Annotated in this window: 16 protein-coding genes; 7 read left to right on the top strand and 9 right to left on the bottom strand. The window is 51.5% G+C overall.

Annotated features, from left to right (window positions below; genetic code table 11):
- Positions 1 to 32: 32 nt before the first annotated feature.
- Together menB and J2I46_RS01395 are read right to left on the bottom strand one after the other, a co-directional pair.
- Positions 33 to 854, bottom strand: coding sequence for a 1,4-dihydroxy-2-naphthoyl-CoA synthase (menB, locus tag J2I46_RS01400; RefSeq protein ID WP_207327137.1), 822 nt, complete (start codon positions 852 to 854; stop codon positions 33 to 35).
- A gap of 100 nt (positions 855 to 954) precedes the next feature.
- Positions 955 to 1,410, bottom strand: a complete 456-nt coding sequence (locus tag J2I46_RS01395) for a DUF2452 domain-containing protein (RefSeq protein ID WP_207327136.1) — start codon at positions 1,408 to 1,410, stop codon at positions 955 to 957.
- Between the two features lie 149 nt (positions 1,411 to 1,559).
- On the opposite strand from J2I46_RS01395, the gene J2I46_RS01390 reads away from it, so the two are divergent.
- Entirely contained in the window at positions 1,560 to 2,018 is a 459-nt protein-coding gene (locus J2I46_RS01390; protein WP_207327135.1) for a QcrA and Rieske domain-containing protein, read from the top strand.
- A 1-nt stretch (position 2,019) separates the two neighbouring features.
- Complete coding sequence (locus tag J2I46_RS01385) at positions 2,020 to 3,042, top strand: AMP-binding protein (protein WP_207327134.1); 1,023 nt, start codon at positions 2,020 to 2,022, stop codon at positions 3,040 to 3,042.
- Positions 3,043 to 3,081: 39 nt separating this feature from the next.
- Here the strand turns inward: J2I46_RS01385 and J2I46_RS01380 are convergent, their stop codons facing one another.
- Positions 3,082 to 3,477: a hypothetical protein gene (locus tag J2I46_RS01380; RefSeq protein ID WP_207327133.1), complete on the bottom strand. Its 396-nt coding sequence runs from the start codon at positions 3,475 to 3,477 to the stop codon at positions 3,082 to 3,084.
- Between the two features lie 136 nt (positions 3,478 to 3,613).
- Positions 3,614 to 3,766 carry a hypothetical protein gene (locus tag J2I46_RS01375; protein WP_207327132.1) on the bottom strand — a complete coding sequence of 51 codons (153 nt, stop codon included), beginning with the start codon at positions 3,764 to 3,766 and terminating at the stop codon, positions 3,614 to 3,616.
- Positions 3,767 to 4,118: 352 nt separating this feature from the next.
- Here J2I46_RS01375 and J2I46_RS01370 point away from each other — a divergent pair, with 352 nt between their 5' ends.
- The 3 genes from J2I46_RS01370 to J2I46_RS01360 all read left to right on the top strand — a co-directional run bounded on the left by J2I46_RS01370 (position 4,119) and on the right by J2I46_RS01360 (position 7,009).
- Positions 4,119 to 5,060, top strand: coding sequence for a ribose-phosphate pyrophosphokinase (locus J2I46_RS01370; protein ID WP_207327131.1), 942 nt, complete (start codon positions 4,119 to 4,121; stop codon positions 5,058 to 5,060).
- A 138-nt stretch (positions 5,061 to 5,198) separates the two neighbouring features.
- Positions 5,199 to 5,765, top strand: coding sequence for a 50S ribosomal protein L25/general stress protein Ctc (locus J2I46_RS01365; RefSeq protein ID WP_207327130.1), 567 nt, complete (start codon positions 5,199 to 5,201; stop codon positions 5,763 to 5,765).
- 185 nt (positions 5,766 to 5,950) lie between these two features.
- A complete protein-coding gene (locus J2I46_RS01360; RefSeq protein ID WP_207327129.1) occupies positions 5,951 to 7,009 on the top strand; it encodes a saccharopine dehydrogenase family protein in 1,059 nt (352 codons plus the stop codon).
- 77 nt (positions 7,010 to 7,086) lie between these two features.
- On the opposite strand, the gene coaD is transcribed toward J2I46_RS01360, so the two are convergent.
- The 4 genes from coaD to J2I46_RS01340 form a co-directional block, all read right to left on the bottom strand.
- A complete protein-coding gene (gene coaD / locus J2I46_RS01355; protein ID WP_207327128.1) occupies positions 7,087 to 7,545 on the bottom strand; it encodes a pantetheine-phosphate adenylyltransferase in 459 nt (152 codons plus the stop codon).
- Positions 7,546 to 7,573: 28 nt separating this feature from the next.
- Positions 7,574 to 8,458 (bottom strand): DUF3822 family protein, encoded by an 885-nt coding sequence (locus J2I46_RS01350; RefSeq protein ID WP_207327127.1) that lies wholly within the window; start codon positions 8,456 to 8,458, stop codon positions 7,574 to 7,576.
- 8 nt (positions 8,459 to 8,466) lie between these two features.
- Positions 8,467 to 8,964, bottom strand: a complete 498-nt coding sequence (locus tag J2I46_RS01345) for an NUDIX domain-containing protein (RefSeq protein WP_207327126.1) — start codon at positions 8,962 to 8,964, stop codon at positions 8,467 to 8,469.
- A gap of 61 nt (positions 8,965 to 9,025) precedes the next feature.
- Positions 9,026 to 9,463, bottom strand: coding sequence for a CBS domain-containing protein (locus J2I46_RS01340; RefSeq protein ID WP_207327125.1), 438 nt, complete (start codon positions 9,461 to 9,463; stop codon positions 9,026 to 9,028).
- Between the two features lie 196 nt (positions 9,464 to 9,659).
- On the opposite strand from J2I46_RS01340, the gene J2I46_RS01335 reads away from it, so the two are divergent.
- Entirely contained in the window at positions 9,660 to 11,162 is a 1,503-nt protein-coding gene (locus J2I46_RS01335; protein ID WP_207327124.1) for an ATP-dependent DNA helicase, read from the top strand.
- Positions 11,163 to 11,201: 39 nt separating this feature from the next.
- Here the strand turns inward: J2I46_RS01335 and J2I46_RS01330 are convergent, their stop codons facing one another.
- Positions 11,202 to 12,614, bottom strand: a complete 1,413-nt coding sequence (locus J2I46_RS01330; RefSeq protein WP_207327123.1) for a glycosyltransferase — start codon at positions 12,612 to 12,614, stop codon at positions 11,202 to 11,204.
- Between the two features lie 162 nt (positions 12,615 to 12,776).
- Between J2I46_RS01330 and J2I46_RS01325 the strand changes: the two genes are divergently transcribed.
- Complete coding sequence (locus J2I46_RS01325) at positions 12,777 to 14,303, top strand: glycosyltransferase family protein (RefSeq protein WP_207327122.1); 1,527 nt, start codon at positions 12,777 to 12,779, stop codon at positions 14,301 to 14,303.
- Positions 14,304 to 14,455 lie beyond the last annotated feature (152 nt).

Below are 14,455 nucleotides of genomic sequence, written 5' to 3'. Positions count from 1 at the left end.
GACGGTGAACTGAAAACAGTAAACACAGTTAATTAGGGAAACTTAGGAAACTTACTGAAATCGGGTTTTCGCTTCTCGAGGAAGGCATTTTTCCCTTCTTTAGCTTCATCCGACAAATAATAGAGTAATGTAGCATCGCCCGCCAATTGCTGAATGCCAGCCTGACCGTCGAGTTCGGCGTTGAACGATGCTTTCAACATCCGTAGGGCAATTGGACTTTTCTCGAGAATTTTCCGGCACCAGGCAACGGTTGTTTCTTCGAGTTTGTCTAACGGCACAACTTTATTGACCAGGCCCATATCGAGAGCCTCCTGTGCATTGTATTGATCGCAGAGGAACCATATTTCACGGGCTTTCTTCTGGCCAACGATGCGCGCCAGATAGGAAGCACCAAAACCACCATCAAACGAACCAACGTTGGGGCCTGTCTGTCCAAAGCGGGCATTTTCGGCTGCAATGGATAGATCACAGACAACGTGTAGCACGTGCCCGCCGCCGATAGCGTACCCAGCTACCATGGCCACCACCGGCTTGGAACTACGGCGAATCTGCATTTGCAGATCCAGGACATTCAGGCGCGGAACGGCATCTTCGCCAATGTACCCGCCGTGACCACGCACAGACTGGTCTCCGCCACTGCAAAAGGCATCGGGGCCTTCACCAGTCAGAATAATTACGCCAACGCTTTCTTCCTGCCGGGCAATTTCCATCGCTTCTGACATCTCTTTGACTGTCAGCGGGGTGAATGCGTTTCGTTTATGGGGGCGATTGATGGTAATCTTGGCGATTCCTTCAAAAAACTCAAACTTAATCTCGCGGTACTCGCGGATCGGTTGCCAGTTGTATGTGCTCATATGATAAATGAGCGACTGAGCATCTGAGTGACTGAGCGAATAGGCCCTGCAGTTTACACTTGGTGAGTCGCAGCGCTAATTTGCTCAGGCAATCAGCCACTTAGTCGCTGAATTGTACTTCGTGATAGGTAACGTCCCAGGTATGATCGGCCAGCATGCGAACAGTGGCTACACAGCGCTCGAAAGGAAACTTTCGTCCCCATTCGTTGGGAGCAATCATCGAGAGCGCATCAGACCCGTTTTTGCGGAGATAAAAATAGTAGGTATGGCCAATGACCGGCTCAAAGCTCATCTGGGCACTGTAAATCCGCTCGGATACCTCCACTCGGTTACGGATAGCCGTCGCCTGTTCGGCCAGTAGTTGCATCTGTTTATACAGTTGTGCAATTTGCATATCAGTCTGCTCGCGCATGGCCGTAACCGCGCGGCCGGTAATTTTGCCTTTGTCTTCCGGCCGGATAATTGCTCCGCCGGCGGTGTGGGCGTATTCGAGCAATCCGGGCCGATCCGTCACTTTGTCAGGTGAAATCGGATTGACTATTTTGGCTTCTTCCATACTGTTTGTTAACTACCCGTTTGGGGGATTGTTTGTATCGCTTGACGGAGACGATGGTCGGGGTAGCGTTGCTGATAAAGTCAGACCGTTCAGGTACGGTATTGTGCCACAAAAGTACTTACATTTGGCATCATCCTGATGTCCAGTTCATGGAAAATACAACCAACTTATCCTCGGATACTCCACTAACGCGCATCGACTTTATGCGCCTCGTCGGCACCAGCATCGGCCTTATAGCCTTTACAAATTGTGTATCTGCCTGTGGTAAAGAAACAGGCGATTTGGCTCCGGCAGCCAGCGTTGATTTTACTGTTAACTGGGCGAAAAGTCCATACAGTAATTTACAGACCAAAGGCGGGTACGTGGTAGAACAAGGCGTTATTGTTGCCCAGACGCTGGCGGGAGACTTCGTTGCGGTCTCCGCTGTGTGTACGCACGATAAAAACACCCTTGTCTTTCAGGGAACCAGCAACCGGTTCTACTGCCCGGCGCACCAGTCGGCCTTCAGCACAACGGGTGCCGTTCAGAATGGCCCCGCCGTAAATTCATTGAAAACATACACTGTTACTGTAAACCAGGCTACGGGTGATATTCGGGTGAACGGGTAAAATGGATACTCACCCATTTTTATTGGAATGGCAGTCGGGGCAGCAATCTTTCACATTGCATACCTCAGGCTCAACCGGGACGCCCAAACCCATTCAACTGACGCGTTCGCAAATGGAGGCATCGGCCCGGCTGACGGGGCAGACTTTTGGCTTACAGGCTGGCGACAAAGCCCTGGTTTGTCTGAACACCGGGTACGTTGCCGGCGTAATGATGCTGGTCCGGGGTGCCGTGCTCGGGCTTGAGCTGACCATTGTTGCCCCTTCGGCCAACCCCCTGGGTACGTTCAATCCGGCCACTACACACTTTGATTTCGCCGCATTCGTGCCGTTGCAGCTTCAAACCATGCTGGCAGACGTTGATCTGTCAGGGAAGCCAGTTTCCCTGCCCATTTTGAATGGAATGAAAGCGATGCTGGTGGGCGGCGCAGCTACTAGCCCGGCGCTGGAAGAGGCTATTCAACTGATCCAGGCACCGGTTTTCAGCACGTACGGCATGACCGAGACCGTTTCGCACATTGCCATTCGCCGCCTAAACGGAGCCGATCGAACCGAGCTTTTTCAGGTATTGCCCGGCGTTGAGGTGGGTACTGATGAGCGGGGCTGCCTGCACATCACGGCGGCGGCGTCTAATTTCGAGCGCATTCAGACAAACGACGTGGTTGACCTGATTCAGCCCGACTCAACGAATGGTCAGGTACGTTTCCGACTGCTTGGCCGGGCCGATTCAATTATCAATACAGGGGGCGTGAAAGTCCAGCCCGAAGCCATTGAGCGCATGATTGAAGCCAGACTAGCTGATTGGGGAGTATCATCACGGCTTTTCGTAGCTGGTCTTCCCGATGAACGACTTGGCCAACGGGTTGTTCTCTTTTTGGAAAACACCGACTTGACCGCCGAACAATGGGACACTATTCAACAGGAAATCCGCACTACATCAGGTACGTATGCGGTGCCCAAAGCCTGGTATAACGTACCTGCGTTTACGGAAACCGCAACGGGGAAGATAAACCGGCTGATTGGTTAATTGGTTGATGCACGAACAACCAGTTAACCAACCAACCAATTACCTTCCCTTCAGCCGACGCAACTCGTAGAACAGTCTCTCAATCAGCCGCGTGTCGTTGGTAATAATATCACCCGTGGCAACCAGGCCATTCCGGGCGGCAAGGCGCTGGCCATTGTTCGTTACCAATCCATTCGGGAACACAACCTGCGCGCGAGAGGCGGTGTCGCTGGCTACGGGGCTAATGGCACTGATTCGGCCTGGGAGCGAGCCGAATTCCTGAAACGGATAGCTGGGGAGTTTAACCAGCACCGCTTGCCCGACGTTTACTTTACCCAGATTATACTGCCCAAATCGCCTATCGCCGATAAAGTCGAACCGGCCCACCGACTGATGGGTCACCACCTGCCCCAACTCCTGCCCGGTTTTCACAGATAGCTCTTCATAGTTTGGCATCAGCCACGACACGTTGCTTGCTATTCCTGGAAAGCACGTATCTGGCTTTTCAGGAATAGGCCGCACTTTGCAACGTAGTCAGCGCCAACCTGAAGCCGTCGCGCCGCTCACGTACCTGCCTGGTTAGTTCGATCAACTATTTCTGCATGGTCTGCTGTGCCAGCAGATTCTGATGCAATGCCTGCAGGTCGGCTAGTTCGCTGGTCAATAGAGCCATTTTTCGCTGGTAAAATCCATTGGCCAGGAAATTTCGCAACTGACTGTAGGTTTGGGCAAATGGCTGATACATAGCTTGTAATTCGCCTACTTGTTGATAATTGGTCAGGTTCAGTACGTCGATTTCAGGTATTTGAGATAGCCGTTACCGAGTGGCTGGCTGGCAGCCATTCCAACCAAACTGTACAAATCAAGTAGATGCAGGCAGTTCAGTCAGGTGGCAACCTGTATCGGGTACGTACCCCGATTACCCAGATGAGCTGATTGCAGCGCAGAAACGCGAAATCGACTTATTGGAGCAGCCTATAGGTGACATGCAACGTAAGCTATCAGGGCTCGGCGACCTTGTTTAAAACCTTGTAGTCATTTCGCTGGATTTCCTGCAATTAAATCCGTACTTTTGCGGGAAATTAAGGCACCGTTCCATGGCTTCGTTTAATCCCGTCAAAATCTTTTCAGGCAGTCAATCCACGTACCTCGCGGAAAAAATTGCGCATTATTACGGAAAAGACCTTGGCGGGTACACCTGCCGCCGATTTAGCGACGGCGAAATGTCACCCAGCTTTGAAGAGTCGGTTCGGGGTTGCGATGTGTTCCTGATCCAGTCTACCCCACCGCCGGGCGACAACCTGATGGAACTACTTCTCATGGTCGACGCCGCCCGCCGGGCATCAGCCCACTATGTTACGGTAGTTATCCCCTATTTTGGTTACGCCCGACAAGATCGGAAAGACAAACCCCGTGTGGCGATCGCCGCCAAGCTGGTCGCCAATATGCTGGCCGCCGCCGGTGCCGACCGGCTCATGACCATCGATTTACACGCCGGCCAGATCCAGGGTTTCTTCGACTTTCCCGTCGACCATCTGGAAGGCACGTCTGTATTCGTGCCTTACATAAAAAGTCTGGCCCTCGAAAACCTCATCATCGCTTCGCCAGACGTGGGCGGCGCCAATCGCGCCCGTACGTTTGCCAAGCATTTCAACGCCGAAATCGTACTGTGCGACAAGCACCGGAAACGCGCCAACGAAATTGCGTCCATGCAGGTAATCGGTGATGTTGAAGGTATGAATGTGGTGCTGGTCGATGACCTCATTGATACGGGCGGCACCCTCTGCAAAGCAGCACAGATTCTGCTCGACAAGGGCGCACAGTCGGTACGGGCTATTTGTACGCACCCGATCATGTCGGGCAAAGCGCACGAAAACATTGCCAATTCAGTGCTGGAGGAGTTAGTAATCTCGGATTCGCTGCCCCTGAGTCAGCCAAATCCAAAAATCAGGGTACTGTCGGTTGCGGAGTTATTCGCAAAAGCCATCGGCCGTATCCGTGACCACGAATCTATTAGTTCACTTTTTATACGATATTAGTAATGGGTGACGGTCCGACGCGTCGGTTAGTGAATGAACGGACGAGAGAAAAGGTAGAACGCTTTGTGCTTTCGACACCACTAGTCCAGACATTCACTCATTCGCCCATTCACTAATTCACTCATTTAAATTACTATCATGAAAAAAATCGAGATTGTAGGGTATCAACGAGCGAATCTCGGCCGGACGGAATCACAAGCCATTCGCGCCGAGGGTAATGTACCCTGTGTGCTTTACGGTGGCCCGGAGCAGGTTCACTTCACTGTGCCTGCCATTCTATTCCGTCCGTTGGTGTTCTCGCCTGATGTCTATGACATTACGCTGAACATCGAAGGCGCAGAGTACCGCGCCATTTTGCAGGAAACACAATTCCACCCGGTCAACGACTCGCTGATCCACGCCGACTTCCTGTTGGTAACGGATAAGCCAGTGAAAGTAGCTATTCCTGTTCGTCTGAACGGTACGGCTCCGGGTGTGCAGAAAGGTGGTAAACTGGTTACCCGTATGCGGAAACTTCGCGTTCGTGGCCCAGTCGACAACATTCCTGAATACATTGACGTAGACGTGTCGAAACTGGATCTGGGTAAAGTTGTTCGGGTTGGTCAGATCGTCCTGAATGGCATTGATATGCTGGAAGAAGCGGCTAACCCAGTAGCCAGCATCGAAATCCCACGTGCACTGCGTGGTCAGGTTTCGGCCAAATAATAACCAGTTTTCTGTTTCCAGTCTTCTGCTTTGCTACTAAGCAGCGAAAAAGAAGACTATTTTACGCTAATAGATGCACGAAAAGCCGACCCTCATGGGTGGGCTTTTCGTGTTATTTGGCCGTGTGGATTTTTTATTGCTGGTTTGCGTATCAACCAATTTACTTCATCAATCAGGTATACGCAATGCAAAACCTTGTTATCATTGGCTTAGGAAAAGTAGGCTCACTCGTTGGCCTGTTACTTCATAAACGCTTCATGGTCAGTGGATTTGACCAAAAAAGTCCAGCTCAACCTGTACCGTTTCCGGTCCAGCTGGGAAGCGTACATGACACGGCTGCGCTGTATCAGGCACTTCAACATGCCGACGGTGTAGTCTCCTGTTTACCCTATAACCTGAACTTACCCATTGCCCGGATAGCGCACGAGTTGGGAATACATTATTTCGATCTGACGGAGGACGTACCTACGACCGACGCCATCCGGGAGATGGCCAAAACAGCCAGGGGCGTAATGGCACCCCAGTGTGGCCTGGCTCCGGGCCTGATCGGCATTGTTGGGTCGGACCTGGCCAAACGGTTCGACCGCCTGCGCGACATTGAGTTACGTGTGGGGGCACTCCCCCGCTATCCGAACGGGTTACTGGGTTATTCCTTTACGTGGTCACCGGCAGGGGTTATCAATGAGTACCTGAACGACTGTGAGGTGATTGCTAACGGGCAGCGCAAGATGGTACCCGCCCTGGACGGCATTGAAGTCATAAACATCGAAGGGCAGGAATTTGAAGCATTCAGCACATCGGGCGGGCTGGGTACGTTGTGCGAGACGTACGAAGGCAAGGTCGACACGCTGAATTACAAGACGATTCGCTATCCGGGCCACTGTAAGCTGATGCGTTTTCTGCTGTATGAACTGATTCTGAAAGACCAGCGCGAACTGACCGAAAAGATCCTGACCGAAGCCAAGCCGCCCGTTCAGGACGATGTCGTGTACGTGTATGCGGTAGTAGAAGGCTGGCGAAATGGACAGCTGGCCCGCGAAGAATTTTACCGGGCATACCACCCTCGTATGATCGACGGGCAATCGTGGCGGGCCATTTCATGGACAACGGCGGGATCCATCGCTGCTGTGGTTGAACTCGTTGCTGACGGCAAGTTAGCGCAACAGGGATTTCTGAAACAGGAAGATATTCCCCTGGCAACGTACCTGGAAACTACAAACGGCGCTTTTTTCAGGGAACAGTAATCAGTAAACAGGTATCAATTGCTCGGCCACTGTATTATCTTCTTCATCGAGCGGAGCAACTGATAGCTGGTTCTGTTTTAACGGATCAGTTTATAGGGCAGAAAAGCATCGACGGGTTGACCATAGCGGTGCAGATCCCGGATGATGCTGGAACTGATCGGAGCGAGATGTGGTGAAGTAATCAGGAATACGGTTTCTACTTCCTCGTAGACGTACCTGTTTACCTGTGAAATACCATTCTCGTATTCAAAATCGGTGGTGTTTCGCAGGCCACGTAACAGAAAACGGGCACCTAACTGGCGGGCTACGTTGGCGGTCAGGTCATCGTAACTAACCACGCGCACAGCGGGCTCGTCACTGAAGGTGCCCTCTATCCAGGCAGTCATCTGATCGAGGGTAAAATAGCGTTGCTTGTTGGCATTCTTACCAATACCAATAATTATTTCGTCGAACAAATGAAGGCCACGACGTACTATATCTTCGTGACCTTTGGTGAACGGATCAAATGAGCCTGGAAATAGCGCGATACGGGACATAGATGCTGCGGGGTCTGATGAGGTTCTATTACCCCAGCAAACATAAGCCCTGAAGCCCAAGATATCGGTGTTCGGGCAGTTCCTCCAGCTCGGGCGATGGATTAAGGCCGGGCGGGAGCTGGCCTACATGCATCGTGGGCACAAAGCGGGACAACGCAATGTAGCTTTCAGCAAACGGTGTACACTCGCCATACACAAACGCAGCAACCGCATCTGGATCAACGCTCAGTTCGTCGAGTACATAGAGCACGTAATAGGTCAGGTCCTGCACGTGTTTATACCCGAACCGGTTGCAGTAGCGCAACTGATGGTTATCACGGAATAAGACCGTAACGTACTCATCTTCGAAGTAGAGGAACAGGTTTTCCTTACTAGTTAACTCCCGATCAATCGCTCTGGTAGCCTGAATCAGTGTAGTATGCTGATGGGCATAGGTGAATGGCTGCATGGGGTACTGCTCGCCCATGAACTCGGTTACGTCACGATCAATGCCAAATACCGACACAAAGCCCTCTTTATGCTCGTAGGCGTGCGCCAGTTCATTTGGTGGCGGTTGGTGACCGCGCATTAGTGAGAGGTAGCTACTGGCATATTCTTTCCGATACAGCGGAACAGGAATGAGCGTGAAAGCGGGCGATAGAACAGACACACAAATGTGTTGAAACTCGTCGTAGCTCAGCAACGGATGCTCTTTAAAAATAGCCGGCAAGTACGTCAGAAGCGGCTGTTCAGTTAACAGCGACGGCTGTGCGTATTCATCTAACCATACCATGCGCCGTTGCGGGTCAAGCAACGTGATGCGAAGACGCTGAGGTGTCATTTCAAGGCACAGGACTGACTTCGCGGCCTGTCCGGGCGTTAAGACCTCGGGCCGAATCGACAGCGTAGGCGCAAGTGTGGATAGTGTAACCATTTTTCTTATCAATTAATATACCCGCCTAATCTAAACACCTCATCAAGCGAGTGGCACCGGCTAAACAGGCTGTGCACGTCGTTGGCTGGTAGCGCCTTTATCTGCTCGAACGTCATTAACCGAACATCCAGTATGAGCTGATCGGCAACGTTCATCTCCGGGTCTGACCCAACCATCAATTGCCCCCCGGTCCGTTGAATCTCGAAAAACAATTCAACGGCATGTAACGGCGGCGCAACAAAATCGTGAACACAGACTAACCGGCCAACCTCAACAATCAGGCCGGTTTCTTCCCGTACCTCACGCTGCAGCGCTACAGGGGCCGTTTCGCCAAATTCGATACCCCCACCCGGCGGCGACCAGAACGTACCTGACGTACCCAAACCCCGATGCCCGACCAGCAACAGTCGATCGCCTTCCCGATAGAGGCCACAGACACGCACACGCAACCGCCGCCCATACACATCCGTGACCAGCGAGTGATGGATAGAGGTTCCTTCTGACACTGACCGATTATCTGAGTTAAAACAGGGGGGCAAAGATAATCAAACTGGCCGGATGAATGGCTTAGTATGAGCTACCGGTGATATAGCTTTCCAAGGAACTGATGCGCGCTTTTTGCTCGTGAATGATCGTGTTCACCACGTCATTGATCGAGATGATTCCCACCAGTTTTTCTCCATCGAGAACTGGCAGGTGGCGAATATGTTTATCGGCCATGGTAATCATGCAGGATTCCAGCGACTGTTCGGGGGTGATCGTGATCAGTTTGGCCGTCATCACGTCACGAATCAACGTGTCTTTCGACGCCCGCCCCTGCAGAATCCCTTTGCGGGCATAGTCACGTTCCGAGAAAATTCCGACCAGATCGCCCCCCTCCAACACAAGCACCGCGCCAATGTTCTTGGCAGCCATAAGTTCCAGTGCTGCGTATACCGTTTCGTCGGGGGCAACTGAATAAATTGTATTAATGGTTTTGCGCTGGAGTACTTGCCGGATATTCATGAGGATGAATGAGTTAACGTGAAGGTGAATCTATACATTTTTAATCGTCGACGCAACGACACACTTATTTTTCAGTTTTGGCGCTCGATTTTCCCATAAATTCTGCCCTGCTGAAGCCTGAATTATGGGCTTATTCAGGCACCAACAAGGGTACGTCACACTTCTATTTCTGGCCTATTTTTTGTAACTTAGAGCTATGAACGAAACGCAAACGGCGACCCAGCTTTTAGTCAAACGGTTTCCGTATAAGCCAACAGAAGGGCAGCTATCCTTCTTCAGTAAGATTGGCGAATTCATCACCCGCGAAGATTACGAGCATTATCGGGATTGTTTTTTACTCCGCGGATATGCCGGTACCGGTAAGACCACACTCATCAGCACGCTCATTAAAGTACTGCCTCGTTTTGGCTACAAATCGGTGTTACTGGCCCCAACGGGGCGGGCAGCGAAGGTAATGTCGAACTATTCCAAGAAGTCGGCCCAGACGATTCACCGAAAGATTTACCGGCAGGTAGCCGAGCAAGGTTCAGCTACGTTATCGTTTCAGCGTCAGAAGAATTACCACGAAGAAACGCTGTTCATCGTCGATGAAGCCTCGATGATTTCTGACGAAGCCGAGTTTGGCGGTAAAGGGCTGCTCAGTGATTTGATCTCATTCGTTTTTGAAAACCCCGGCAACAAATTGATGCTCGTGGGCGATACCGCCCAGCTGCCGCCGGTTGGCCGTGATGGCAGCCCCGCGCTTGATCGTGGCTTTTTGGCCCGTTCATACGACATGACGGTCTACGAACAGGAATTAACCGAGGTGATGCGTCAGGACGTTGAATCGGGTATTCTGTACAATGCCACCGAACTGCGCCAACTTCTATCCGACGAGATACTGAACCCATCGCAGGAGCCCGCACCCGTCAATTTCGAGCGGCTGATGAGCGATACACCGCCCGAGACATCTTCTCCGGCTCCGTCGATCAGAATCACGACGAAACCCTTCCAGGATTTGTTCAAGATGCCGCTGAACAAGCTGGAAGATGGCATTCGGTACGCCTACAACAAATATGGCCGCGAGAATACCGCCATTTTGTGCCGGTCGAACAAGATGGCGGTTCAATACAACCAGTTTATTCGCCGAATGATCGATAATTGCGAGGAGGAACTGGATGCCGGCGATATGCTAATGATCGCCCGCAACAATTACACGATCCTGGGCGATGATTCGCCCGCCGGTTTTCTGGCCAACGGTGAGTTTGCCGAAGTGATGAAGGTGCGGCGGCAGGAAGAGATGCACGGTTTCCGGTTCGCCACCGTAACGCTTCACCTGGTTGATTATGAAGATCAGCCCGACTTCGAAGCTAAGATCATTCTCGATACGCTTCATACCTCAACGCCATCGCTCAGCCAGGAGCAAAATAAAGCCCTGTATGAAAGCGTATCGCAGGATTACATGTACATCACCAACAAAAAGGAACGGTCAGAAGCCATTCGCCGCGATCCGTACCTGAGTGCCTTGCAGGTGAAGTTCGCCTACGCACTCACAACCCACAAAGCGCAGGGCGGGCAGTGGAGCGCCGTTTTTATCGATCAGGGGTATTTACCAGAAGGGCAAACCAATCAGGAATTCGTCCGCTGGCTGTACACCGCCTTGACCCGCGCCACTGACGAAGCCTTTCTGATGAATTTCAATCCCGATTTTTTCGTATAGCAAAAAAGTCCTCCTGAACTACACAGGAGGACTTTTTTGCTATACGAATTTGATTTTGTTCAGGGCGAAGAAGGTCATCTTCAGCAGCAGCCAGCCATGTTTAAACCGGGAAATATTTGTTTCGCCGTAGGTACGTGCCCGGTAGCGAATGGGGATTTCCACGAATTTCAGGTTCAGTTTGGCCGACCCGAAAATAAGGTCAAAATCGCCGAACGGATCAAACTCCCCGAAGTAGCCACGGCCTGCTGCCAGGCGGTTATAGTTTGCCTGCGTAAGCACTTTGGTGCCACAAAGCGTATCCTTGATGCGTTGATTCAACAGCCACGAAAAAGCCATCGAGAAAAATTTATTGCCCATCAGGTTCAGCGTTCGCATCGCCTGGTCTTCCATCGGGTATACCAATCGGGAGCCATTGATGTATTCACCACGGCCACTGGCAATGGCTTCGTAGAACTTGGGCAGATCTTCGGGCGGAACAGTCATATCGGCGTCCAGAATCATCAGAATATCACCAGTAGCGTGGCTATAGCCTTTGCGCACGGCGTCGCCCTTCCCTTTTCCGGGCTGTTGCATGCAACTTAGTTCCAGCGGGCCGGTATAAGTAGCGCAGACGCGCTGTATCTCTGCCCAGGTTGTGTCGGTGGAGTTTCCTTCCACAAACAGCAGTTCAGTACGAGAACCCATTTGTGGTGTTCGGCGAACAATATCTTCGATATTGCCGGCTTCGTTACGCGCTGGCACCACCACCGTTACGCTTGGGGCCGTGACAGGAACAGCATGACGAAGGCTACGGGCCACCACAAACGTATACAGGCCCAAGCGGTTGAATCCAGGCAGGTTTACGATGTACCGATTCATGAATTCAGACAGTAACGGAACATACCTGGGCATCAACATCCGCCGGCCGGCGCGAATGAGATCGAAATCCGAAATTGTCAGCAGGTTAGCAATATCGCCCCGATCCAGCCAGTTTTGCCGTTTTTCGGGCATTTTCAAACCAATCGATTCGGCCATAGTCAATACTGGCGACCAGAGCGCATTCTGATACGTAATGATGAGCCGGGTATCGGCGTGGCAGGCATCGTGCAGTTGGCTGAACACCTGTTGCACATCGCTCAAATAACCGATCGTGTCGGAGAGAACGATATAGTCAAACGTTTCGCCGCTGGTGATGGGCTGGCTGGCGTCCTGCTGATAGAAGGTCAGATCTGGGTACGTTGCTTTCGCGAACTCCAGCAAATCAGCCCGGATGTCGATGCCGACACCACGGCTGGGTTTGAGCGAATTGAGTAAATAACCCGTACCACAGCCAACCTCCAAAATCGACTTACCAGCCGGAATATTATACTGCAAAAAACGGGTGAGGCTATTGTAGTAATACTTATTACGATTGATCCATTGTTGGCGAACCGCGCCCGCCTTGGTCTCGATTTGATCGTCAGTTGATAACATCAGTTTGAATTGGCCTGTATGTGGCTATAAATAAAAGATCAAAAGTAAGGGCAATCTGACGTATTCTCGCACTTTATTACGCAGCTTTCCGCCAACGGTCGATGTATTTGAGTTACTCCAAGTTTTGTCGACCTTTGAATTCCGCCTTCATTTATTTACTCCATGCGCCGTTCTACCGTAGCTATTTTAGGGTTTCTTACCTTTTTCTGTCTCTTCAAATGGGCCCGCTTATATACACTCAATTATAGTTTCAACGACATGTATGCGTTTCTCCAGATGGCAGTAAGCTGGATGGACGGCCGGCCATTCATGTATGACAATATCTGGAGCTACCATCACCGTATTCACAACTATTATACCGTATTTCTCTGGGCTCCATTCATCAGACTGGGAGGAGCATACGGGCTTTTCGCGTCTCAGGTACTGCTTCTGATGCTTGCCTTTGGCCTGGTGAATGAACGGCTTTCCCGGCAATTGCTCCCATCGATGCCTGCCTGGGTACGTTACGGGTTCGTTGCGTCTGTTTTACTGGGCCCCATATCACTATGGCTCAATGACCATCCGAACATAGGCTGGCATACCGAACTCTCTTACCTCCCCTTTTCGTTGCTTTTTGCCCTGGCCCTGACCAGCAACAGCCGAATCTGGCCGTGGGTAACCGGCGCACTCGTTGTGCTGGTGAAAGAAGACGGTGCTATTTTGGCCTCACTGATCTATGTTGCCTGGTTTGGACTGAACTCACTCCGGGCGACCACAGACAATTCCCTGTGGCCATTGATCCGCAGGCGTACATTCTGGCTTTCGGTTGGTGGCTGGGCACTGGTTTTTGTCATTGGCATGGTTTGGCTCTCGATTAAAAATGAAGCCGGAGAGCCTCGCCTCAAAAACACGCTGGCCATTCTGAGTCAATCAGGCGCTACTACTTCCTTTGTCCGGCAAATGGCGGTACTGGTCGGGCAATCGCTGGCCCTGCTGCTTGGCGTTGTCTTCTTCCTGTACCTGGTGCTGCGAAACGCGCCTAAGACTTACAGAGCCAGTGTGTGGCTGCTCTTTGGGTTGGGCGTGGGTACGTTAACGGCACTTAACGTCGTTCAAAGTTCATTTTATTTCGGGCAGGATGCCTTCCAGACGGTTGCGCTTACGTGGCCTCCCAGGTTCGTTTTGGTCTGGTCGTTTGCCACTTCATTCTGCGCACTCCTCTTGCTGGCGAAAGCTCCCGGCAGTCGGCCAAACTGGTGGCATCCAACTACCGCTATCACCCTCGCCTTTGTGGCAGGCCTCTTTCTGGTTCAGGTTCCGATCGTTTACCTCGTTCGTTCTGACCTACCTACGTTGGCTGACCTCAAAAATCTGGTACGCAGACGACCTGCTGCCGATAAACAGGTGGCATTGCTTCAACCGGCAGATATAGCAACGATACGCCGACTGGCGCAGTTGCTTCCCCCCCACAGCAATGTTCTGGCTTTCGATTACGTGGTACCCATTTTTCATGCGCATTATGGCATCTGGCCTACCGGAAACCAGTTTAGGCCTGCCGATGTGGCTGTTTTACCGACCAATGATTTTCAGGGACTTTCGAAAACCTCGGCAATGCCCAGGCAATACAAGGCGTTCCCACTGGCTAATTATGTCATCTACGCCACACCACCCTACGAGCAGTATGTGTTAAAAGCTCTGTCGACAAACTAATCAGGACATCAGGCTGCCTGTCATTGGTATTTTTTCGGCAATACCTCATTTTACCTTAAATCAACGTTTATTCATCGAGTCTGGCACTGTTTTGAACCTAACTGTTCGTTTGATTCACTACCTGTTCGAGCTCACTTGTTATCAACGCCTTT

Source organism: Fibrella forsythiae (genome assembly GCF_017353175.1).
Taxonomy (GTDB): domain Bacteria; phylum Bacteroidota; class Bacteroidia; order Cytophagales; family Spirosomataceae; genus Fibrella; species Fibrella forsythiae.
The sequence above is the reverse complement of the archived record's forward strand: the minus strand, read 5'-3'. Positions and strand labels throughout refer to the sequence as shown.

Bases quoted from the DNA above. Each gene is read 5' to 3' on its own strand.
- menB (WP_207327137.1), bottom strand. From the start codon at position 854: ATGAGCACATACAACTGGCAACCGATCCGCGAGTACCGCGAGATTAAG.
- J2I46_RS01395 (WP_207327136.1), bottom strand. From the start codon at position 1,410: ATGGAAGAAGCCAAAATAGTCAATCCGATTTCACCTGACAAAGTGACG.
- J2I46_RS01390 (WP_207327135.1), top strand. From the start codon at position 1,560: ATGGAAAATACAACCAACTTATCCTCGGATACTCCACTAACGCGCATC.
- J2I46_RS01385 (WP_207327134.1), top strand. From the start codon at position 2,020: ATGGATACTCACCCATTTTTATTGGAATGGCAGTCGGGGCAGCAATCT.
- J2I46_RS01380 (WP_207327133.1), bottom strand. From the start codon at position 3,477: ATGCCAAACTATGAAGAGCTATCTGTGAAAACCGGGCAGGAGTTGGGG.
- J2I46_RS01375 (WP_207327132.1), bottom strand. From the start codon at position 3,766: ATGTATCAGCCATTTGCCCAAACCTACAGTCAGTTGCGAAATTTCCTG.
- J2I46_RS01370 (WP_207327131.1), top strand. From the start codon at position 4,119: ATGGCTTCGTTTAATCCCGTCAAAATCTTTTCAGGCAGTCAATCCACG.
- J2I46_RS01365 (WP_207327130.1), top strand. From the start codon at position 5,199: ATGAAAAAAATCGAGATTGTAGGGTATCAACGAGCGAATCTCGGCCGG.
- J2I46_RS01360 (WP_207327129.1), top strand. From the start codon at position 5,951: ATGCAAAACCTTGTTATCATTGGCTTAGGAAAAGTAGGCTCACTCGTT.
- coaD (WP_207327128.1), bottom strand. From the start codon at position 7,545: ATGTCCCGTATCGCGCTATTTCCAGGCTCATTTGATCCGTTCACCAAA.
- J2I46_RS01350 (WP_207327127.1), bottom strand. From the start codon at position 8,458: ATGGTTACACTATCCACACTTGCGCCTACGCTGTCGATTCGGCCCGAG.
- J2I46_RS01340 (WP_207327125.1), bottom strand. From the start codon at position 9,463: ATGAATATCCGGCAAGTACTCCAGCGCAAAACCATTAATACAATTTAT.
- J2I46_RS01335 (WP_207327124.1), top strand. From the start codon at position 9,660: ATGAACGAAACGCAAACGGCGACCCAGCTTTTAGTCAAACGGTTTCCG.
- J2I46_RS01330 (WP_207327123.1), bottom strand. From the start codon at position 12,614: ATGTTATCAACTGACGATCAAATCGAGACCAAGGCGGGCGCGGTTCGC.
- J2I46_RS01325 (WP_207327122.1), top strand. From the start codon at position 12,777: ATGCGCCGTTCTACCGTAGCTATTTTAGGGTTTCTTACCTTTTTCTGT.